This window comes from Paraurantiacibacter namhicola (assembly GCF_001687545.1).
GTDB classification, from domain to species: Bacteria; Pseudomonadota; Alphaproteobacteria; order Sphingomonadales; family Sphingomonadaceae; genus Paraurantiacibacter; species Paraurantiacibacter namhicola.
Window position 1 is genome coordinate 676490 of record NZ_CP016545.1, and the last position, 18715, is coordinate 695204.

Sequence of the window (18715 nt, forward strand, 5' to 3'; positions counted from 1 at the left end):
TTGCGAGCGGCTTGGGGATGTCCGCACGCCGCCCGCTTGTCGCATCCGCGCCGCCATCCTATCGCCCGCTGATGGACCAAGATCATCTCCCCGATTCCATCCTCATCGTCGATTTCGGCAGCCAGGTGACGCAGCTGATCGCGCGCCGCGTGCGCGAGGCGGGCGTCTATTCCGAAATCGCCCCTTACTCGAAAGCTGTGGAGGCATTCGAGCGGATGAATCCCAAGGGCATCATCCTGTCCGGCGGCCCCGCCAGCGTGAATGACGAGGACCCGCCGCTGGCGCCCGAAGCCTTTTACGAGGCCGGCCTGCCGATCCTGGGCATCTGCTATGGCCAGCAGGTGATGACGCACCAGCTGGGCGGCAAGGTGCTGAGCCACGACATGGGCGAGTTCGGCCGCGCCTTCGTGGAAGTGAAGAGCGACTGCACCCTGTTCGACGGCATGTGGCAGGTGGGCGAGAAGCACCAGGTGTGGATGAGCCACGGCGACAAGGTGGTGGAGCTGGCCGATGGCTTCACGCCGGTCGGCACCAGCGACGGCGCGCCTTTCGCGGTTACCTGTAACGAGGCGAAGCGCTTCTACGGCATCCAGTTCCACCCCGAAGTGGTCCACACGCCTGATGGCGCGAAACTGATCGCCAATTTCGTGCGCCATGTCTGCGGCCTCGCGGGCGACTGGACCATGGCCGAATATCGCGAGACCAAGGTCGCCGAGATCCGCGAGCAGGTGGGCGTTGGGGAGCATGGGGGCAAGGTTATCTGCGGCCTGTCCGGCGGGGTCGACAGCTCCGTCGCTGCCATCCTGATCCACGAGGCGATCGGCGACCAGCTGACCTGCGTCTTCGTCGATCACGGCCTCCTGCGCATGAACGAGCGCGAACAGGTAGAGACGCTGTTCCGCGACCATTACAACATCCCGCTCGTGGTGGTGGACGCGGAGGAACGCTTCATGGCGGGGCTCGCTGGCGTCACCGACCCGGAAAAGAAGCGCAAGTTCATCGGCGGCGAATTCATCGCCGTGTTCGAGGAAGAGGCGAAGAAGCTGGGCGGGGCGGATTTCCTCGCGCAGGGCACGCTCTATCCCGACGTGATCGAATCGGTTTCGTTTACGGGCGGCCCGAGTGTCACGATCAAGAGCCACCACAATGTCGGCGGCCTGCCCGAACGCATGAATATGAAGCTGGTCGAGCCCTTGCGCGAGCTGTTCAAGGACGAAGTGCGCGAGCTGGGCCGCGAGCTCGGCCTCAACGACCAGTTCGTGGGCCGCCACCCCTTCCCCGGCCCCGGCCTAGCCATCCGCATACCGGGCGAGGTGGACAAGGCGCGCTGCGACATCCTGCGCAAGGCCGACGCGATCTACCTCGAGGAAATCCGTAATGCGGGCCTCTACGACGCGATCTGGCAGGCCTTTGCCGTGTTGCTGCCGGTCAAGACCGTGGGCGTGATGGGTGACCACCGCACCTACGACAGCGTCTGTGCCTTACGCGCCGTGACCAGCACCGACGGCATGACGGCGGACGTCTATCCCTTCGACGCGCAGTTCCTGACCAATGTGGCAACCCGCATCGTGAACGAGGTGAAGGGCATCAACCGCGTGGTCTACGACTACACCAGCAAGCCGCCAGGGACGATTGAGTGGGAGTGAGACGCAGCTCCCCCTCGCGTCAGTCTTGCTCGGCGCCCTCCCGCGCGGCGACCAGTTCGGCCCTGACGCGGTACACCAGCTCCGACAGAACGCCGTTAGCCTCGGGCGTGACGCGATTGGTCACTGCGTAAATGCCCAGGTCATCCTGCGGGAACAGGATCATGACGTTGCGGACATTTGCATAGCCACCATCATGGCGGAAGGTCAGCGAGCCCTGCGGTCGCTCGATCGCCCACCAGGATGAGGCAATTCGGTAATCCCAGGCAATCTCGTAGAGCGGGACCTGCGAAAGCTGCGCGGCAGGGTTTCGATTGTCGAGTTGGAAGGCCATGTAGCGGACCGTGTCCGGAACCGTTGCTTTCGCCCCGCCCTCGGCGCCGCCCAGCGGCCATACGAGCCACGGCGGCACCCTCTCGCCGATCGCATTATACCCCGACGCAACCCGCCCTGTGACACGCGGATCGCGCATATTCAGCGCCGTATCCTCCATCCCGGCGGGTGTGAGGATGAACTGATCAACCAGTTCATCGAGCGATTTCTGGTAAACCCGCTCCAGGATCAGGGCAGTCAGGTTCGTCCCCAAATTGCTGTAGAGAAACTGCTCTCCGGGTATCGAGGCAAGTTCGAACCCAGCCAGATTGGCGAAGAAAGCCTCTCGCGTCATGCCGAGCTCGGTCCGCTCGAATGTCCGCCAGTCCAGTCCGGCTGCATCGGCCTGCGAGTCCGTATTTGCGTCTTCTTCGGCGATCGGGTTGTTGCTGGGAAGGCCGCTGGTGTGGGTCAGGAGATGCCGGATCAGGATCGGATGACCGTCCTTTTCCAGATTTTCGAAACCCGGGCCCAGATATGTCCGAATGTCCTCGTTCCAGGATAGCTTGCCATCGAGAACGGCCTGCGCCGCAAGCGTGCCGACGAATGTCTTGGTGATCGAGCGTATTTCGAAGATCGTGTCATCGTCGGCAGGAGCGGCTGCATCGCGATAGAGCGGTCCGCGGTGCACGGTGATTGGCTCTCCGTCGATCGTCACACCTATGCTGACGGCTTCCAATCGGCCGTCGCGGATGAATTCGTCCGCGACTGCTCTGACAATCGCCTCATCATCCGGCTGGCTGGGCGCGTGCGTGAAGGCGGGGACGCTCCCCATCATGAACGCCGCGATGAGTATGATATTGGCTATGCGCATGGATCCTCCGGTGGCCGCGGTCTTGCGAACAAAGCCCGGCAAAAGAAGGCACCTTCGATCAAGGGGGAATAGCGGCGGTCGGGGGTCAATGACCTTCCCCATCACGAATACCGCGACCCACCCCCTTCATCGGCTGCCGCGCGCTTCCGGTCGATTAATGGGCGAGGCCATGCGGGCGCGCGGCACAGGGTAACGTCATGAAAATCGCTCTCGCCATAACCGCCATTGTCGCTGCTGCCTGTTCGCCCCTCGCGGCCAAGCCCTTTGCTTCCGCCACCCTGCTGCCCGGCGGCACTGTCGAGAGCGAGGTCCATGGCGACTATGGCAAGGCCGCGCTGTTCGAAGCGGGCTCCATCTCGAAATTCGCCTGCACGCTGGCGGCCTTGCGGCTGGATGAGCGCGGCGTGCTGGATATCGACCAGCCGCTTGGGCAATTGCTGCCGCGCACTGCCGATACGCCGATTGCGGACATCCCCTTCCGCCACGTGCTGGCTAGCCGCAGCGGCATCGCCGACGGGCTGATGCCCGCCTTCCAGTCCGATCCGCAGTCCGTGATGGCGACGCCAGACGCGATCACCGCGGTGCTGCGTTATGCCAGCGGTGAGCCTGCGGCCGAGGCGGGCACGAAATGGTCCTACGACCTCGTCAACTGGATCGTGGTGCAGGCCGTAATCGAGCAGGCGACACGGCGGCCGGTTGCGGATGTCATCGCCAGCGAAGTCATCGCGCCTGCTGGGATGACGCAGAGCCGCATGTTCATCGGCACAATCGGCGCGGGCGCGCAGGAGCCGGTCAGCTCGGGCATACCGATCCCAGGCTTCCTGACATGCGCCGGGGGCCTGGCGACCACGCCGCAGGACCTGATTGCGCTCGCCCGCTTCCCGCACAAGGGCGGGCTTGGCGCGGCCTCCCTCCAGGCACTCACCACGGTGACGACGCCGGACGAAGGCTACACACTGGGCGGTCGCTATGCCGATCCGGATGGCGACGGGAAGGCATGGGTCAGCTGGCAGAGCGGCAGCAACGGAGCATACAAGTCGCTGGTGGTGTACGATCCCGCCAGCGACACCGGCTTCGCTGCCATGACCGCCAGTGACGATGAAGGCGTGATCCACGCAGCACGTGCGGACTGGCTGAACGCGCGCTAGCGGCGCGGCTTGCGGATGGGAGCACCGCCCTCCACATTCTTGCGATGCAACTCCCCCTCGGCCCCGATCCGCGTACGGATGTGCTGCGCCGCCTGCAGGCGCTGCTGGTGCAGCGCTTCGGGCGCATCGAGCGGGCGGCGGCGGAGTGGCGGCGACCGGAATGGGTGCTGGTGCAGGGCGTCATCGGCGCGCGGACCAAGTCGCCTGTCTCTAATGCCGCGACCGACCGGTTGCTGAAGCGCTGGGGGAGCTGGGAGGCGGTGGCCGAGGCTCCGCTGGACGAGTTGCAGGGCGAACTGGCGACGCAGACCTATCCCAACATCGCGGCGGAGCGGCTGAAGGCCTGCCTGACAGAACTGGTGGCGCAGCGAGGCGCAGTGGACCTGTCGCATCTGGCCGAGATGGAAACCGGCGCGGCGATGGATTGGCTGGAACGGCTGCCCGGCGTGGGGCGCAAGATTGCCGCCGGCGTGATGAACGCCTCCACGCTGGATCGGCGCGCCATCGTGCTGGACGGGCATCACACGCGCATCCTCCAGCGCATGGGGCTGGTGCCGCCCAGGGCCGACACCAAGCGCGCCTTCGATGCCATCATGCCCGCCATGCCGGAGGAATGGTCCGGCGCGGAGTATGACGAGCACCATTTGCTGATGAAGAAGCTGGGCCAGACCTGGTGCCGCCCCAGCGCACCGCAATGCGGGGATTGCGCGGCGCTCTCGCTATGCAAGACCGGAACGGAGCGGGCCGCGGATCGCTGATCCGTCATGCTGGACGAACCACAGGTCGAGGAAGTCTATCGCCGCCTGGCCGAGGCGATGCCCGGGCGCACGCGCGGCGCGAAGGGGCCGAAGGGCCAGCCCGATGCCTTCCGCTCCTGCATTTCCTGCATGCTGTCCGCGCAGTCGCTGGACCGGAATACGGCGGCGGCGAGCCGGGCGCTGTTCAGGCTTGCGACCACTCCCGAAGCGATGCTGGAGCTGGACGACCGCGACATTGCCGCCGCCATCAAACCCTGTGGGCTTTACAACAACAAGACGCGATCCATCCGCCGCTTCTGCGAGGCGCTGCTGGCCGAGCATGGCGGCGTGGTGCCGGACACGCGCGAGGGGCTGATGAGCCTGCCAGGCATCGGCCGCAAATGCGCCGATATCGTGCTCAGCTTCACCTTCGAGCAGGACACGATCGCCGTCGACACCCATGTCCACCGTGTCTGCAATCGCGTCGGACTGACGCAGGCAAAAACGGCGGAGAAGACAGCCGAGCAGCTGGAGGCCCGCAGCCCGGACTGGGCCATGGCGGACGGGCATTTCTGGCTGATCCAGTTCGGCAAGCGCATCTGCACATCGCGCGCGCCCAAGTGCCCGCGCTGCCCCGTGCAGGACCTGTGCGAATATTACGCCGTGACCGCTCAGCGCGAATAGCTGTAGCGGCTTCGCAGCAGCCAGGGCTCCTCGGGCTGGAAGCGGACCTGCTTCTCGATGACGATCTCGCTGGCCCCCAGGCGGTAAGTCATTCGGATCAGCGCGGGACGGCCGGCGTCCTCGCCCATCGCCTGAGTCACGAATTGCAGCGGCTGGACACCCGGCGCACTTCGCGAAGTCAGGGGCATTCCGGCGAAAGATTGCCCGTCCTTGCCGATCTTCCAGCTGTCGGAGCTGTTGGCGCTGCTCTCGCCCGGATAGGCGATGGCGTAGCGGACGGTGCGCTTGCCCCGGGCCGACAATTCCATGCGGGTCGGGATGGAGACGAGCTTGCCGGAACCGTAGTCCGTGTAAGTCAGCTCACCTGTCCATCCGGCGCCCATCGCAGGTTCGAATTGCGCCAGAGACAGTGGGGCGATCTCGCCCTGCGGCGCCGCTTCCGCAGGTGCGGTGCCTGCGGTGAAAGGGATCGCTGCCAGCTGCAAGGCGGCCTCCAGCGCCGGGTCTCCGCCAGACAGGAAGGCCTGGGCCGTCATCGGCGCGGCAATGTCGGGCGCGACGCCCAGTCCGGTCTCGAAAGCCGGCACATTGTTATACTGGAACAGGACCGGCAGGCGGGCGGCAATGCCGCTTTCCGGCAGTTTGACCATGAACAAAATGCCCGCCGTCACGCCCTGCGCGCTGCCGCCTGTCGGGCTGCCGATGAAGGTCGCGCGGTCATTGGCCTTCAGCCCGGCGATCAGATTGGTGCTGGCCGAGGAATTGGCATCGCCGATCAGGACGATCAGCCGTCCGCCGAACGCCAGTTCCTGCGGCTCTATCTCACGCGTTCCCTCGACCAGCCCGGGCAGCAGGGACAGCGTGCCATCGTCATTTGCCGTGAAGGCGCGCGGATCGGGCTCCAGCGCCTGCGGCTCCCAACTGGTCAGGTAAGGGCGCAGATCGTCCAGCTCGATCGTCGCCACGCGCACGTCCTTCATGGGCGTGTACGACTCTGCCAGCAGGTAGGACATCAGGCCGTAGGTCGCATCGTTCGACCCGCCGCCATTCTTGCGCAGGTCCAGGATCAGCGTGTCCTGCCCGCCTTGCGCCAGTGCCTCGAACACGGGATCGAGGATGGCTTCCGGATCGGCCGGGTTGCGGTAATTCACGAAGCTGTCGACGGCGAGATAGGCCGTGCGGGCATCGAGTTCTTCGAAGCGGATCGCATCGGGAAAGTTTGCCGCGCCTTCCTCCGGCGCAGCGAGGGCCAGCCAGCCGTCGTAATCGGTGCGCTGCACGGAGATTTCGCGGACACGCCCGCCTGTGCCCCGCACTTCCAGCCGTGCCTGCGGCTCATAATCCCACAGCAAGGAGCCGAAATGGTCGAGGCCGCCGCCCTGGTACTCGCGCGACTGCGAAATGGCGCCGCGGCGCGACCATTCGGTGTAGCCATCGATGGGCAGGTAAGGCGTGATTTCGGCCACCATGGCGGCGATTGGCCGGCCATCGACGGACAGGATCTCGTCGCCGCGTTGCAGGCCCGTGCCCGGCGCTGCATTTGCCACGAGCGCGCGCCCGTCCAGCCATGTCCAGCGCAGCGGCAGGTAGGGCGGTCTTTCGGCCCTTTGCGCGGCCAGTGCCTTTGGCAGCTCGGCCTTGGTGTGATCGCACCGGATCAGGGCCAGCGTCCGATTAAGCGCGAGGTAGAAATCGCCCAGGCTCATCCCGCCATCGGCGCGGGCCCGGTCTATGATGCTGTCCCACGCGGCATCCATATCGGCTGCGCTGGTATAGCGGGTGTACCCCGGATGGATGCGCGCATAGGCAGAGCGGGCGATGCCGACATCGCGCGCCACCTGCTCAGCAGTAAGCATGGCTTCCTGCGGCTGCGCATGGGCCGTTGCGGCAAAAGTCGGCGCAGGCGCGGCGCCAAGGGCCAGCGCGCCGGTTCCCAGGGCCGCAAGAGTGGCAGCGGCAATCCGCGACTTGGTGTAGCTGCGGCCAGGAACAGTGTTCTTCATCATGCGCATTCAATCTCTCCCATCGGAATGCCCACGGCATCGGGGAGGCCGGGCAAAGACGCGACGCAAGCCGCATATTGCCGCCGGATTTCAGGAATTGAGACGTGCGCTGCGCCAACTGGAGGGGGCCATTCCGGCATGCAGGCGGAAAGCGCGGTTGAAGCTGGCCTTCGACCCGAAGCCGGCTTCCAGCGCGATGTCTATCAGCGGCACGTCTGTTCGTTTCATCAGCTCCTGCGCCCGCGCCACGCGGAGGCCGTTGACGAAATGGCCGAAGGTCTCGTCCCGGCCGCGGTTGAACGCCCGGCTGACATAGGCCTGGTTGGTCGCGCAGCGCCGCGCGACGTCCTGCAGGGACAGCGCCGGTTCAAGAAACCACTCGCCGTCCCTGATGGCATTGCCGATCCGCTCCCCCTCCGCCTGCCAGTCGCGCGGCTGGTCGGTGTCGGCCTGAGCGCGTCCGGCGGCATCTACGGCAGTGTCCTGCGGCATCTTGGGATAGGGGCGCTGGATCCGGCCTAGCGCCTCCATGCACATGATGAAGATCACCGCCTGGAGGGCGAATTCCGGCCAGAATGTATCGACATAGCCAAGGCCGAGCTGCGGCCCTGCCAGCTCTATGAGTCCCCAGACAACGGCCAGCGGCACGGTCAGCTTCAGGAACGTGCCGATCCAGTTTGCCTCGAAAGCGTCGCCGTCGGACCGGGAATCCTCCAGCCAGCCGACATATCTGCGGTGCATGCGGCGGACCGCCAAGAGAGCCCAGCCTGCCAGGACAAGCGCTGCCGCAGCGGCAAGCGGCATGATAACCGGCTCGTGCCAGGCATTGTTGAAGTCCCACTTCGCCCGGTAATCGCCCAGCGAGGTAAAGGCCCACCACTGATACGCATAATGCAGCGCGAAGGGCAGGAACAGCAGCGGCTCGAAGGCCTTGCGCCCCTGCTCCATCAGGCGTGCTGCGTGCAGGTAGAACATCGGCCCTATGGCCAGGGTCAGGTTCACGGGCAGGAAGGTCAGTCCGGGCCAGATCTTGTATGCGCCGGAAAAGCCGATGATCATCGGTATGGAACTGACGAGGGCTGCAATCACGAAGGCGGCCAGCCAACGCAGGGCCGGTCGCTCCAGGTCGCGAATGTAGAGATGGGCAAGACAAAGCAGGCTCGCGATAGCCGGCATGGCCAGCATCACGCTGCGCCAGCTTATGATGATATCCTGCGCCTGTTCCATCGCCTGCCCCTATCCGTGCAAGGCACGGCCTAGCAATGCAGCGCAGCAATTTCGCACCGGGCAGGCCGGAAATTCAAGAATTGAGACGCCCGGCAGGCGCCTGCGGCTCACCAGCTGAAGCCGGCCTTCACTGCGCGTTTTTCGGCAGGCGTGCTGGTCCGGCCCAGCACGGCATTGCGATGCGGGAAGCGGCCGAAGCGGGCGATCATGCGGTGGTGGCTGCGCGCGAATGGGAAGCCGTAATTGCGGCCTAGCTCAGCGAAGTAATGGAGGCTCCAGCGCTGGTCCGAGATATGCTCGCTATGCATTAGCGGCATGGCCAGGAATTGGCGCTGCTGGCGGGTCATCCCGGCATCGAGGCCGCTGCCGATCGCTGCGCGGGTGATGCTGCGGGCCAGCGGATCGAACGCAAAGGCGCGGCGCGTATCGCGGTAGATGTTGCGCGGGACCTGGTCGAACAGCAGGACCCCGGCCAGCGCCATGTCGGCCGAGCCGAGAAATTCATGCGCTGGGCGGGGCCACAGGGCCAGCAGATCGCGCTCGAACCGGTCCTTCAGCAGGGCGTCGACTCGCCGCCCGCCGCGATACCAGTCTGCGGGTTTCAGGGCGTGGAACCAAATGTGCAGCAGCTCTGCCGCCCAGCGGCGCGGGGCGGCGGCCATGGCTTCAGCTGCCTTCGGGCTTGCGCCAGGGGACGAAGCTTTCGACCCGGATGAAGCCGGTGACGAAGCCGCCCATGCGGTCCAGCGTCTTGATCTGGTCCGACGTGCAGACGCGCGATCCGCCGAATTTCTCGATCAGCAGGATATCGTCATCGTCCAGGCTGCGCGTGTCGCTGGTGCGCGCGACCCAGATCGTGTCGCCATCGCGCAGGGTCAGCGCCGTGCGGTCGATGATCGTGAAATTTCGGCCAGAGAATGTGTTGACGCAGTTTTGCGGTTCGCCCGCGACGCGGCCTTCCAGCAGCGTGGCCAGTTCCGCCGCGCCCTTGTCCGCGCGGGAGGCATCGGTGGTGGCGCAGGCGGTGATCATGCCCAGTGCGGCCAGCGGCAGGAGGATCTTGGCAGGGATGGTCATGGCTTCGGACTCCGTCAGGCGGGGCGTTTTGCCTGCATCACACCCCTTTAACCCGCGCTGAAGGTCCGTGGTTCCGCTTCAGGCAACGCTGCCATCGGCCGGGGCAGGCAGGTCGCCTGCTTCCAGCTCGTGGATACCGGCCTGCTGGTGCGGGCCGCCTTCCAGCACGAAGCGCCGGTCGCAATAGCCGCAATCGGCATAGCCCTTCTCGTCGATCTTCATCCACACGCGGGGATGGCCCAGCGCGGCGGAGCGGAAGTTTTCGCCATTGCGAATGTCGCCCGCGCCGTCGCACCAGACGTCGCGCGTTTCCACCACGGTGGTTTCCGGCGCATCGCCGGCGATGATCTTGGGGTCGGCTTTGGGTACCTGGCTCATGCGCTTCGCCCTAAACCGGGCGCGCGGCAGAGGCAATATGGATGCAGGTCAGTTGTAATTGACCTGGACGTTCAGCGTCCCGGAATAGACGCCAGGCGTCTGCAAAGGATTGACCGTCAGGCGCCCGCCGATGCGGAAGCTGGCGCTGCCCGAATTGCTGGTGATGCGAAAGCGCCCCAGCGTGCCCGGCGGATTTCCGCCGCCGGCAACGGGCGTCATGTCGGTCACATCCATGGTGATGTTGTCCATCAGCATGGTTGCGCCGCCGGGCCCTGTCAGGGTGACGACGCCGCTGTTCTGCTCGCGAATGCGCACGCGCATGTTGCGGCGGCCGGTGACGATGAAGCTGGCGGGGCGGCATGGCCCAGCAACCTGCATCAAATCGCCTGTCAGCGTGCAGCTGCTGTCGGCCGGATCGATGGTGGAGGTCCCGCCGACGCCCAGCGTACCGATGCTGCCGAAGTTCATGTCCTCATCGACGAATACGGATGCCGGGCCCACCAATACGGCGCGCGCGTCGGTCGAATTGCCCTGCGCTGCGGCACTGGCTGCCACCAGCGCTGCAACCGCTGCCAGGAATGCCGCGATAACGCGCAGCATCATGCGCCCTGACAGGCGCATCGGCACGGCATCGCGTGCGATAAAGGCAGAATTCGGTCCCATTGGCCTGCATTCCTAAAGCGGCAAGGTTAAAGAGTGGTTAGGGCTTAGGGGTTTTGCGCACATGGTTGCGCTGCAGCATCCGGTGGGCCATGGCCTTGCGGTATGAGCGAAGCTGCCATCTCCATCCGCAACCTGGTGAAGGAATATGCCGGGAGCGGCGATGCGCCGCCGAAACTGGCCCTGAAAGGCGTCAGTTTCGACGTGCCGCAGGGCGGGGTTTTCGGGCTGCTGGGCCCCAATGGTGCGGGCAAGTCCACGCTGATCAACATCATGGCGGGGCTGGTCTCCAAGACTTCTGGCGAGGTGGAGATCTGGGGTCACGATATCGACCGCGACCATCGCAATGCGAAGCTGTCCATCGGCATCGTGCCGCAGGAAATCGTCTTCGATCCCTTCTTCACGCCTTACGAGGTGCTGGAAAACCAGTCCGGCATGTATGGCGTGGCCAAGGCCCTGCGCCGCAGCGAGGAATTGCTGCAGGCGGTGCGGCTGGCGGACAAGCGCGACGCCTATGCCCGCACGCTTTCGGGCGGGATGAAGCGGCGCCTGCTGATTGCCAAGGCCATGGTCCATTCGCCGCCCATCCTTGTGCTGGACGAGCCGACCGCAGGTGTGGATGTGGAACTGCGCCGCCAGCTGTGGGAGCTTGTCGAGGAGCTGAACGGCGAGGGGGTGACCGTGGTCCTGACCACGCATTACCTGGAAGAGGCCGAGGCCCTGTGCGAGCGCATCGCCATCATCGATCACGGCGAGCTGATCGCCAACAAGACCACGCGCGAGCTGGTGGGCATGGCGCGCGAGAAGGTGGTGCGCGTGGGCGTGGACAAGGATCTTGGTGGACCGATCGTGGAAGCCGGCTTCGTGAAGGTCGAAGTGACCGATCCGCGCACGCTGGAAATCACCTATAACCGCGACGAGGTGAGCACGGGCCGCGTGCTCTCCATCGTCCAGTCGCATGGCTACGGCATCGAGGATGTCACCACGCGCGAGGCGGACCTCGAGGACGTGTTCGTCCAGCTGACAGGCAAGGGCGAGACCTAGGTAGCTCTCAGGCCCGCTTGCGCCAGCCGCCGGCAGTCCCGCGCACGATCTTGCCGCGGCACCTGATGCAGGTGCTGTAATGCAGTTCCCCGTCCCAGCCTACGCGGCGGCTTTCAGGGCGGTGGCGATCAAATCGGCAAAGCATGGAACCGACGAGGCGGTCCATTGCGGACAGCTTCGGCTGGAAGGACATGGCGTCGTCTCCTTTATTCGCGCAGCACGCCGTGTGCGCGAAATCATGGTGGCTACGATGCGACCCAATTCTTCTTGCCATCAGTATTAACACGTAACTTGGTGAAAGCCAGTATATTGTGCGGCGCACAAGAATTTCGCTGCAAGTGCGAAGGTGTGGGCGCTTGCCAGCCGCGCGGCTTGTGCGCATGAGGTGGGCATGGATACGCACGAACATGACGTCCTCATCATCGGGTCCGGCGCCGCAGGGCTTTCGGCGGCACTGGAGCTGGCGACGCAGCGCAGCGTGCTGGTGCTGGCGAAGGGCGCGCTCAACAGCGGCAGCACGGCTTGGGCGCAGGGCGGCATCGCGGCGGTGCTGGATGCAGGCGACACATTCGAGAACCACATCCGCGACACCATGGTGGCTGGTGCTGGCCTCAATGACCGCGACACGGTGGAATTCGTGATCGAGAACGCGCCGCAAGCGATCGACCGGCTGTGCGAGCTGGGCGTGCCCTTCAACCGCGAAGACAACGATCTGCACCTGACGCGCGAAGGCGGTCATTCGCATCGCCGCATCGTGCATGTGGACGATGCCACCGGCTGGGCCGTGCAGGCCGCGCTGCTCAAGGCGGCGGAGGAAAATCCCAATATCACCCTGCTGCCGGACCAGACCTGCATCGACCTGATCACCGGGCGCAATGCGGAGAAATACTCCGGCGATGGCCGCGTGTGGGGCGCTTATGCGCTCGACACGAAGTCCGGGAAAGTCGCCGCCCATGTCGCGCGTGCAACGGTGCTGGCGGCGGGCGGGGCGGGCCGAGTCTACCAGTTCTCCACCGCGCCGCGCGGGGCCACGGGTGACGGGATCGCCATGGCCTGGCGCGCCGGCGCGCGCGTCTCGAACATGGAGATGATGCAGTTCCACCCGACCTGCCTCTATAATCTGGAGGTCAAGAACTTCCTGATTACAGAGGCCGTGCGCGGCGAGGGCGGGCGGCTGTTCAACCCCGTGACCGGCGAGCGGTACATGGAACAATACGATGCCGAGCGGATGGAGCTGGCCCCGCGCGACATCGTGGCGCGCGCCAATGACGACCAGATCAAGCGCCACGGCCTCGATTACGTCCATCTCGACATCAGCCACCAGCCGCCCGAATTCGTGAAGGAACACTTCCCCACGATCCATGAGAAGCTGCTGGGTCTTGGCATCGACATGACGAAGGAGCCGATCCCGGTCGTGCCCGCGCAGCATTACACCTGCGGCGGTGTCATCATCGGGCTGGACGCGCGCACGGATCTGCCCGGCCTATGGGCCGCTGGCGAATGCACGGAAAGCGGACTGCACGGCGCCAACCGGCTGGCCAGCAACTCGCTGCTCGAATGCTTCGTTTTCGGAGAGGCGGCGGGCCGCGACATCCTGGAATGCTGGGACAAGCTGGACGATCCGCCCGCCATCCGGGAGTGGGACGATACCCGCGTCACGGATTCGGACGAGGAGGTGGTCATCAAGCAAAACTGGACCGAGATCCGCCGCTTCATGTGGAATTACGTCGGCATCGTGCGCACCACCAAGCGGCTGGAACGCGCGCGCCACCGCATCGCCATGCTGGGCCGCGAGATCGAGGATTACTACGGCTCCTTCCGCGTCACGACCGACCTGATCGAGCTGCGCAACCTCCACCAGTCGGCTTACCTGATCGTGGAAAGCGCCCTCAAGCGCCACGAAAGCCGCGGCCTGCACTTCACGCTGAATTATCCCGAAACGGACGAGGTCGCCCGCGACACCGTGCTGGTGCCTTAGGCCCGGTTCAGGCCAGCCCCAGCAGCCTCGCGGCCAGGATCAGGGCCATCGCGCCCAATATGCTGGTGAGGCAGCCGGCGCGGTGGAAGCCGGGGCGGCCGCGGTGCGTCAGCAGGCCCGCCAGCAGCGATCCGCCAATGCCCAGCATGATGGTGGTGAAAAGGCCCATGTCCACCGCGCCCGGATAGAAAAAGCGGGCGAGCGCGCCCACGACCAGTCCAGCAAGGATCGTGCCCAATATGTTCAGCATGGCTTTGCCCTTTCGCGGCGGAATGCACGCGCGCAGCCTGCCCGAATGCGCCGCTGCCTGCAATGTATGGCGCTGATCGAAGCGCGTCCGCCTTTCGTCCGAAGCGATTGGCCGGCCCGCGTCAGTGTGTTACATCGCTAATGCACTAATAGGGGAGCCATCATGAAGCCGCATATCCTTACCGCCATCGCCCTGGCCAGCAGCGCATTGCTGCCCGTATCCGCGTTTGCGCACGATCCGGCAGCGCAGGCGGCCTCCACCGCCGCGCCCGCGATGGAAGCGGAATTCGAGCGGATCATGGACGTCTATCCGGCCGATGAGCCTGGCGTGTCCGTAATCATGATGCGCGGGGACGAGGTGATTTTCAGCGGCTCGCGCGGGATTGCGAATGCCGCCACGGGTGACGCGCTGACGCCGGACACGGTCTTCCGCTACGCCTCCATTTCCAAGCAGTTCGCCGCTGCCACGATCATGCAAATGGTGGACGAAGGCCTGCTGTCGCTGGATGATCCGCTGTCCAAATTCGTGCCGGACTTCCCCAACGGGGAGAACATTACGGTCCTGCAGCTGCTGAACCACACCTCCGGCATCAAATCCTATACCGGCATCCCCGGCTGGATGGTTGAGGCGAACACCGCCCGGGCCTTCTCCACGCAGGAACTGATCGCCGAATTCGCCGACCAACCGGTGGACTTCGCACCCGGCGCGAGCTTTTCCTACAACAACAGTGCCTACATCCTTGTCGGCGCCGTTATCGAGGCGGTCAGCGGGCGCCCTTGGTACGAGGAAGTCGATCGCCGGATCGCGCAGCCGCTTGGCTTGACGACACTCGGCTACCGCGTGGACGAAAGCGCCGTACCCGGCTTCGCCACGGGCTACACACGCGATGGGGACGATGCCTTTGGAACGTCGCAGGCGGTCCATGCCAGCGTGCCCGGCCCGGCCGGAGCCCTGAGCGGCACGGTGGGGGACCTGGCGACCTGGGCGCGCGCCCTGCATGGCGGGCAGGTGGTCAGCGACGCCAGCTACGAGCTGATGACGACCCGCACGACTTATGGCGATGGCGAGATTTCGCCTTTCGGCCTCGGCCTCGTGATGCAGGCGGTGCGCGGTTCGCCCGGCATCGGGCATAGCGGCGGCATCTTCGGCTTCAGCACGAACAGCATCTACCTGCCGGAGCACGACCTGTTCGTTGCCATATTCGCCAATACGGATAGCCCCGTGGTGGACCCGGGCACGACCATGCGCCGCTTGGCCGCAAGTGCCATCGGCAAACCCTATCCCGACTTCACCAGGACGGACGTGGATATGGCTGCCCTCGCCCCGTATTTCGGGGAATATACCATCGATGAAGGCGCGACCCGCCAGTTCTATGAACGTGACGGCCAGCTCTACACGATGCGCACCGGCTCCAACGAGAGCAAGGTGTATGCGGCTGGCGACAACCGCTTCTTCTATGGCGTTGAAAGCCTGACCTGGTTCGAACTGGTCACCGGCGACGATGACCAGCTCCGGATGGAGATGCACCATAACGGAGGGGATGAAGCCGAAATCGCGGTCCGCACCGGCGGTATCCCGGATGCGCCCGCAGTCGCTGTCTCGGCAGAGCAGCTTGCTTCCTATGCGGGCAGCTACGAATCGCAGATCGGCGTCATGGTACTCGCCGTGAATGAAGACGGGCAGCTGACCGGCAAGCTCGGCCCGCAGCCTGCCTTGCCGCTTTTCCCGGTCACAGAGACCGAATTTGGCGTGCAGGGCGTGGATGCGCGCGTGGCCATAGTGGTCGACGAGGGCGCAGTGACCGGCCTGGTGATCAAGCAGGGCGGGCAGGAACTGCCCTTCACCCGCCTGCCGGACGCGGACTAAGGGGCAGCGCGCCCGTTAGCGTAGCAGCCGCTCGAAATCGGGCAGCATCTTGCGATAAATCTCGCCCAGCCCGCCGCTGCCCTGGTGGTTGCAGGTGCGGTAGGCGAAGAACAATTCGTTGCGGAGTTCGTCCAGCGTCTCCCGATTGCTGTTTTCCGCCGCCTCCGCGCAGGCGGCGAACGACCCGTGCCGCTCGTATCCGTTAAAGGATGCGGCAAATTCCACGACGGCGGCGTAATCGCCGGGTTCGGGTAGATCGGACGCTTGCAATTCCTTCGGCATGGCAACCCCCATATCACATTATTGCGCGGGCCGATTCGATTGATTCAAAGGCCCGGCCACCGCGTCTTCCGCAGAAAAATTTTTCCCACGATTCATTTTCCCGCTTGCACTGCGCGCCAGTCCAGCAATTCCGGCGCGTCGCTGCGTTGCAACGCGATAACACACCTGTGCGATCCGTCGCCCGGGCGCGTTAAATCGACCTTAACCCTCTTGCGTCCGACTTGCTGTTGATTCACTATCTAGTGGTTGGACATGGGGGTGTACCCACAAGACCTTGTTACCTGCCTCGGCGAGACCCATCTTGCCGGAAGGGTGAGGAGTCTCGCGGAAACACGCTGATGCAAGGTCCGGCTGTGGGCAGTCAGGGGATAAGTTTTCCTCGGTCTTGCCGCGCGAATTGGTAGGATGGGCCTTCGTCCTGCGATTCGAACACATGAAGAACATGCGCGGCACCGACCGCGTTCGAACGGGGATGGATACGATGGAATTTCGAGAGCGGGACGAGCAGGCAATGGAATTGGACGACATCCGCGAAGACGCCCCGGCTTCCGAAAGCAAGGCAGCAGGCGCAAAGCCGGCTGCGAAGCCCGCAAAGAAGAAGGCAGTGAGCATGGAAACCGAGGATCAAGGCAGCGACGCGCTGGTGGCCGAAAAGACCGCCGAAGCGATGGGCGAAGCCCTGAAGACAGCAGCGAAATCCGCCGCGGAACCGGATTCCAAGAAGGTCAATCCGCGCCGTTTCACCATCGAGATGGATGCAGAGCGTGACGCGAACCTGACCGAATTCGGCAAGGCCACGCTGAACGATCGCTACCTGCTTCCGGGCGAAAGCTACCAGGACCTGTTCGCCCGCGTGGCCGATGCCTATGCCGATGACCAGGACCATGCGCAGCGCCTGTACGATTACATCAGCCGCCTTTGGTTCATGCCGGCAACGCCCGTCCTCTCCAACGGCGGCACGGGCCGCGGCCTGCCCATTTCCTGCTATCTCAATTCCGTGTCCGACAGCCTCGATGGCATCGTGGGCACCTGGAACGAGAATGTCTGGCTGGCGTCCAAGGGCGGCGGCATCGGCACTTATTGGGGCAATGTGCGCGGCATCGGGGAGCCGGTCGGCCTGAACGGCAAGACCAGCGGCATCATTCCCTTCGTGCGCGTGATGGACAGCCTGACGCTGGCGATTTCGCAGGGTTCGCTGCGCCGCGGTTCGGCCGCCTGCTACCTCGACGTCAGCCACCCGGAAATCGAGGAGTTCCTCGAGATCCGCAAACCCTCGGGCGACTTCAATCGCAAGGCGCTGAACCTGCACCACGGCGTGCTTCTGACCGACGAATTCATGGAAGCCGTCCGCGCGGGCGAGAAGTTCGAGTTGAAATCGCCCAAGGATGGCAGCGTGCGCGGCGAAGTGGATGCGCGTTCGCTCTTCCAGAAACTGGTCGAAACGCGCCTTGCCACGGGTGAGCCCTACATCGTGTTCTCGGACACGGTGAACCGCATGATGCCCAAGCATCACCGCGAGCTGGGCCTGAAGGTTTCCACCTCCAACCTGTGCAGCGAAATCACCCTGCCCACCGGGATCGACCACCTCGGCAACGATCGCACGGCCGTGTGCTGCCTCTCCTCGCTCAACCTGGAAAAGTGGGACGAGTGGAACACTGACAAGCAGTTCATCGAAGACGTGATGCGCATGCTCGACAACGTGCTGCAGGACTATATCGACCGCGCGCCGGACGAGATGGCCCGCGCCAAGTATTCCGCTGCGCGCGAACGCAGCGTGGGCATGGGCGTGATGGGCTTCCACTCCTTCCTGCAGATGAAGAACATCGGCATGGAAAGCGCCATGGCCAAGGCCTGGAACATGAAGATGTTCAAGCACATCAGCTCCAAGGCGAACGAGGCCAGCCTGATGCTGGCGCAGGAACGCGGGCCGTGCCCCGATGCTGCCGAAACCGGCGCGATGGAACGCTTCAGCTGCAAGATGGCAATCGCGCCCACCGCGTCGATCAGCATCATCTGCGGCGGCACCAGCGCCTGCATCGAGCCGATCCCGGCCAATATCTACACCCACAAGACGCTGTCCGGAAGCTTCGTGGTGAAGAACCCGTATCTGGAAAAGCTGCTGCAGAAGAAGAGCAAGGATTCCACCAATGTCTGGAATTCGATCCTGGAGAAGGGCGGCAGCGTCCAGCACCTCGACTTCCTGACGGACGAGGAAAAGGCGGCCTTCAAGACCAGCTTCGAGATTGACCAGCGGTGGCTGCTGGAATTCGCCGCCGACCGCGCGCCCTTCATCGATCAGGCGCAGAGCCTCAACCTCTTCATCCCTGCCGATGTCGACAAGTGGGACCTGATGATGCTGCACTTCCAGGCCTGGGAGAAGGGCATCAAGTCGCTCTACTACCTGCGCTCCAAGAGCGTGCAGCGCGCAGGGTTCGCCGGCGGCGTGGAAGCGGACAACACCGCCGATGCGCAGAAGATCGAGCTGTCCGCCGGTGCCGGGCAGGAAACCGATTACGAGGAATGCCTGAGCTGCCAGTAGGTTTTAGGCGGGA

The 18715-nt window shown here is 64.6% G+C and carries 18 protein-coding genes; 8 read left to right on the forward strand and 10 right to left on the reverse strand.

Going from position 1 to position 18715, the window contains the following annotated elements; genetic code table 11:
* The first annotated feature begins 71 nt into the window (after positions 1 to 71).
* Positions 72 to 1646 (forward strand): glutamine-hydrolyzing GMP synthase, encoded by a 1575-nt coding sequence (gene guaA / locus A6F65_RS03245; RefSeq protein ID WP_067789902.1) that lies wholly within the window; start codon positions 72 to 74, stop codon positions 1644 to 1646.
* 19 nt (positions 1647 to 1665) lie between these two features.
* On the opposite strand, the gene A6F65_RS03250 is transcribed toward guaA, so the two are convergent.
* Positions 1666 to 2793, reverse strand: a complete 1128-nt coding sequence (locus A6F65_RS03250) for a serine hydrolase domain-containing protein (protein WP_169816992.1) — start codon at positions 2791 to 2793, stop codon at positions 1666 to 1668.
* Positions 2794 to 3026: 233 nt separating this feature from the next.
* Here A6F65_RS03250 and A6F65_RS03255 point away from each other — a divergent pair, with 233 nt between their 5' ends.
* The 3 genes from A6F65_RS03255 to A6F65_RS03265 are packed head-to-tail and all read left to right on the forward strand — an operon-like array spanning position 3027 to position 5398.
* A complete protein-coding gene (locus A6F65_RS03255) occupies positions 3027 to 3977 on the forward strand; it encodes a serine hydrolase domain-containing protein (protein ID WP_067785938.1) in 951 nt (316 codons plus the stop codon).
* A 44-nt stretch (positions 3978 to 4021) separates the two neighbouring features.
* On the forward strand, positions 4022 to 4735 hold the full coding sequence (locus A6F65_RS03260; RefSeq protein WP_067785940.1) for an endonuclease III domain-containing protein: 714 nt from the start codon (positions 4022 to 4024) through the stop codon (positions 4733 to 4735).
* 6 nt (positions 4736 to 4741) lie between these two features.
* Positions 4742 to 5398: an endonuclease III domain-containing protein gene (locus tag A6F65_RS03265; RefSeq protein WP_067785942.1), complete on the forward strand. Its 657-nt coding sequence runs from the start codon at positions 4742 to 4744 to the stop codon at positions 5396 to 5398.
* Here A6F65_RS03265 and A6F65_RS03270 read toward each other — a convergent pair.
* The 6 genes from A6F65_RS03270 to A6F65_RS03295 form a co-directional block, all read right to left on the reverse strand.
* Positions 5386 to 7404, reverse strand: coding sequence for a S41 family peptidase (locus tag A6F65_RS03270; RefSeq protein ID WP_205631899.1), 2019 nt, complete (start codon positions 7402 to 7404; stop codon positions 5386 to 5388). The two genes, A6F65_RS03265 and A6F65_RS03270, sit on opposite strands and share 13 nt — an antisense overlap.
* 87 nt (positions 7405 to 7491) lie before the next feature.
* Entirely contained in the window at positions 7492 to 8628 is a 1137-nt protein-coding gene (locus A6F65_RS03275) for a helix-turn-helix domain-containing protein (RefSeq protein ID WP_067785946.1), read from the reverse strand.
* 107 nt (positions 8629 to 8735) lie between these two features.
* Complete coding sequence (locus A6F65_RS03280) at positions 8736 to 9290, reverse strand: DUF924 family protein (RefSeq protein ID WP_067785948.1); 555 nt, start codon at positions 9288 to 9290, stop codon at positions 8736 to 8738.
* A 4-nt stretch (positions 9291 to 9294) separates the two neighbouring features.
* Positions 9295 to 9705: a hypothetical protein gene (locus tag A6F65_RS03285; protein WP_067785950.1), complete on the reverse strand. Its 411-nt coding sequence runs from the start codon at positions 9703 to 9705 to the stop codon at positions 9295 to 9297.
* 78 nt (positions 9706 to 9783) lie between these two features.
* The gene (locus A6F65_RS03290) at positions 9784 to 10083 is read right to left on the reverse strand and encodes a zinc-finger domain-containing protein (RefSeq protein WP_067785952.1); all 300 of its coding nucleotides are present in this window, start codon (positions 10081 to 10083) and stop codon (positions 9784 to 9786) included.
* Positions 10084 to 10131: 48 nt separating this feature from the next.
* Positions 10132 to 10746, reverse strand: coding sequence for a DUF4402 domain-containing protein (locus A6F65_RS03295; protein ID WP_067785954.1), 615 nt, complete (start codon positions 10744 to 10746; stop codon positions 10132 to 10134).
* A 102-nt stretch (positions 10747 to 10848) separates the two neighbouring features.
* On the opposite strand from A6F65_RS03295, the gene A6F65_RS03300 reads away from it, so the two are divergent.
* Positions 10849 to 11787, forward strand: a complete 939-nt coding sequence (locus A6F65_RS03300; RefSeq protein WP_067785956.1) for an ABC transporter ATP-binding protein — start codon at positions 10849 to 10851, stop codon at positions 11785 to 11787.
* Between the two features lie 7 nt (positions 11788 to 11794).
* Here A6F65_RS03300 and A6F65_RS03305 read toward each other — a convergent pair whose 3' ends face one another.
* The gene (locus tag A6F65_RS03305) at positions 11795 to 11980 is read right to left on the reverse strand and encodes a hypothetical protein (RefSeq protein ID WP_067785958.1); all 186 of its coding nucleotides are present in this window, start codon (positions 11978 to 11980) and stop codon (positions 11795 to 11797) included.
* A gap of 198 nt (positions 11981 to 12178) precedes the next feature.
* Between A6F65_RS03305 and nadB the strand changes: the two genes are divergently transcribed.
* Entirely contained in the window at positions 12179 to 13765 is a 1587-nt protein-coding gene (nadB, locus tag A6F65_RS03310) for an L-aspartate oxidase (RefSeq protein ID WP_067789905.1), read from the forward strand.
* Between the two features lie 7 nt (positions 13766 to 13772).
* On the opposite strand, the gene A6F65_RS03315 is transcribed toward nadB, so the two are convergent.
* On the reverse strand, positions 13773 to 14015 hold the full coding sequence (locus tag A6F65_RS03315) for a GlsB/YeaQ/YmgE family stress response membrane protein (protein ID WP_067785960.1): 243 nt from the start codon (positions 14013 to 14015) through the stop codon (positions 13773 to 13775).
* Between the two features lie 162 nt (positions 14016 to 14177).
* On the opposite strand from A6F65_RS03315, the gene A6F65_RS03320 reads away from it, so the two are divergent.
* Positions 14178 to 15881, forward strand: coding sequence for a serine hydrolase (locus A6F65_RS03320; protein ID WP_067785962.1), 1704 nt, complete (start codon positions 14178 to 14180; stop codon positions 15879 to 15881).
* Between the two features lie 15 nt (positions 15882 to 15896).
* Here A6F65_RS03320 and A6F65_RS03325 read toward each other — a convergent pair whose 3' ends face one another.
* Positions 15897 to 16163: a hypothetical protein gene (locus A6F65_RS03325; protein WP_157093033.1), complete on the reverse strand. Its 267-nt coding sequence runs from the start codon at positions 16161 to 16163 to the stop codon at positions 15897 to 15899.
* Positions 16164 to 16644: 481 nt separating this feature from the next.
* Between A6F65_RS03325 and A6F65_RS03330 the strand changes: the two genes are divergently transcribed.
* The gene (locus tag A6F65_RS03330) at positions 16645 to 18702 is read left to right on the forward strand and encodes a ribonucleoside-diphosphate reductase subunit alpha (RefSeq protein WP_067789910.1); all 2058 of its coding nucleotides are present in this window, start codon (positions 16645 to 16647) and stop codon (positions 18700 to 18702) included.
* Positions 18703 to 18715 lie beyond the last annotated feature (13 nt).

Coding starts and splice junctions, on each gene's coding strand:
- guaA (WP_067789902.1), top strand. CDS start 72: ATGGACCAAGATCATCTCCCCGATTCCATCCTCATCGTCGATTTCGGC.
- A6F65_RS03250 (WP_169816992.1), bottom strand. CDS start 2,793: ATGATGGGGAGCGTCCCCGCCTTCACGCACGCGCCCAGCCAGCCGGAT.
- A6F65_RS03255 (WP_067785938.1), top strand. CDS start 3,027: ATGAAAATCGCTCTCGCCATAACCGCCATTGTCGCTGCTGCCTGTTCG.
- A6F65_RS03260 (WP_067785940.1), top strand. CDS start 4,022: ATGCAACTCCCCCTCGGCCCCGATCCGCGTACGGATGTGCTGCGCCGC.
- A6F65_RS03265 (WP_067785942.1), top strand. CDS start 4,742: ATGCTGGACGAACCACAGGTCGAGGAAGTCTATCGCCGCCTGGCCGAG.
- A6F65_RS03270 (WP_205631899.1), bottom strand. CDS start 7,404: ATGATGAAGAACACTGTTCCTGGCCGCAGCTACACCAAGTCGCGGATT.
- A6F65_RS03275 (WP_067785946.1), bottom strand. CDS start 8,628: ATGGAACAGGCGCAGGATATCATCATAAGCTGGCGCAGCGTGATGCTG.
- A6F65_RS03280 (WP_067785948.1), bottom strand. CDS start 9,290: ATGGCCGCCGCCCCGCGCCGCTGGGCGGCAGAGCTGCTGCACATTTGG.
- A6F65_RS03285 (WP_067785950.1), bottom strand. CDS start 9,705: ATGACCATCCCTGCCAAGATCCTCCTGCCGCTGGCCGCACTGGGCATG.
- A6F65_RS03290 (WP_067785952.1), bottom strand. CDS start 10,083: ATGAGCCAGGTACCCAAAGCCGACCCCAAGATCATCGCCGGCGATGCG.
- A6F65_RS03295 (WP_067785954.1), bottom strand. CDS start 10,746: ATGGGACCGAATTCTGCCTTTATCGCACGCGATGCCGTGCCGATGCGC.
- A6F65_RS03300 (WP_067785956.1), top strand. CDS start 10,849: ATGAGCGAAGCTGCCATCTCCATCCGCAACCTGGTGAAGGAATATGCC.
- A6F65_RS03305 (WP_067785958.1), bottom strand. CDS start 11,980: ATGTCCTTCCAGCCGAAGCTGTCCGCAATGGACCGCCTCGTCGGTTCC.
- nadB (WP_067789905.1), top strand. CDS start 12,179: ATGGATACGCACGAACATGACGTCCTCATCATCGGGTCCGGCGCCGCA.
- A6F65_RS03315 (WP_067785960.1), bottom strand. CDS start 14,015: ATGCTGAACATATTGGGCACGATCCTTGCTGGACTGGTCGTGGGCGCG.
- A6F65_RS03320 (WP_067785962.1), top strand. CDS start 14,178: ATGAAGCCGCATATCCTTACCGCCATCGCCCTGGCCAGCAGCGCATTG.
- A6F65_RS03325 (WP_157093033.1), bottom strand. CDS start 16,163: ATGCCGAAGGAATTGCAAGCGTCCGATCTACCCGAACCCGGCGATTAC.
- A6F65_RS03330 (WP_067789910.1), top strand. CDS start 16,645: ATGGAATTTCGAGAGCGGGACGAGCAGGCAATGGAATTGGACGACATC.